This is a genomic window from Pseudomonas sp. NPDC087615 (assembly GCF_044743445.1).
GTDB classification, from domain to species: domain Bacteria; phylum Pseudomonadota; class Gammaproteobacteria; order Pseudomonadales; family Pseudomonadaceae; genus Aquipseudomonas; species Aquipseudomonas baetica_A.
The window spans coordinates 1-1,238 of sequence record NZ_JBIUWM010000153.1; the positions used below are offsets into that span (position 1 = coordinate 1).

Annotated in this window: 1 protein-coding gene; it reads left to right on the forward strand. The window is 57.5% G+C overall.

Features of this window, described 5'->3' with window-relative positions; all coding sequences use genetic code 11:
• Positions 1 to 1,238: calcium-binding protein (locus ACIOU6_RS28045; RefSeq protein ID WP_401140010.1), on the forward strand; the 1,238-nt coding region annotated here is incomplete at both ends.

Sequence of the window (1,238 nt, forward strand, 5' to 3'; positions counted from 1 at the left end):
GGTGACGTGGTTGTCGAGACCAGCACCCTGATCAACGAAATCGACACCGTTCGCTCCTCGATCAATTACAGCCTGGGTGCCAATCTGGAAAACCTTGTGTTGACCGGCACGGCCAACATCAATGCCAACGGCAATACCCTGAACAACGTAATGACCGGTAACAGCGGCAATAACGTACTAAACGGCGGTGCAGGCCTGGATACAATGATTGGCGGCGATGGTGATGACACCTATTACCTCGATCAAGCAGCTGAACAGGGGCTGATCCAGGAGAACGCCAATGAAGGCACCGATACTCTGCGCATCTATTACAACGCCACGGCATCGAACAACATCATCGATCTCAACCTTGCCAACCTCACTAACGTCGAAAACGTCTGGCTGATGGGCACCGGCAACTACACCGTGCAAGGCAATGCTCAGGATAACTACCTGCTCGGCGGCGGCGGCAACGACACTCTGCAGGGTGGTGCCGGCAACGATCGTCTGGACGGCGCGGCCGGGGCCGACACCTTGATTGGCGGCAGCGGTGACGACACCTATGTCATCGACAACGCCGGCGACGTGGTGATCGAACTGGGCGGCGAAGGCCATGACCGCGTACTGAGCAACGTCGGTTACACCCTGACCGCCAACGTTGAAGATGGCCAACTGCTGGGCACCAGCAACCTGTACCTGGTTGGTAACGATCTGGACAACGTGCTGATCGGCAACAGCGGCAACAACATCCTCAACGGCCAGGAAGGCGCCGACACCATGGACGGCGGTGCCGGCAACGACATCTATTTCGTCGACAACCTCGGCGACGTCATCATCGAAAACGGCACCTCGCTGACCGAAATCGACACCGTGCTGTCGTCGCTCGCCAACTACACGCTGGGCGCCAATCTGGAAAACCTGACCCTGCGTTTCGCCGACAACATCAACGGCACCGGCAACGCCCTGAACAACGTCATCACTGGCAACGCCGGCGATAACATTCTGGACGGTGGCGCGGGTGCTGACAGGATGATCGGCGGTCTGGGCAACGACACGTATGTGGTCGACAACGCCGGTGACGTGGTTGTCGAGACCAGCACCCTGATCAACGAAATCGACACCGTTCGCTCCTCGATCAATTACAGCCTGGGTGCCAATCTGGAAAACCTCGTGTTGACCGGCACGGCCAACATCAATGCCAACGGCAATACCCTGAACAACGTAATGACCGGTAACAGCGGCAATAACGTACTAAACGG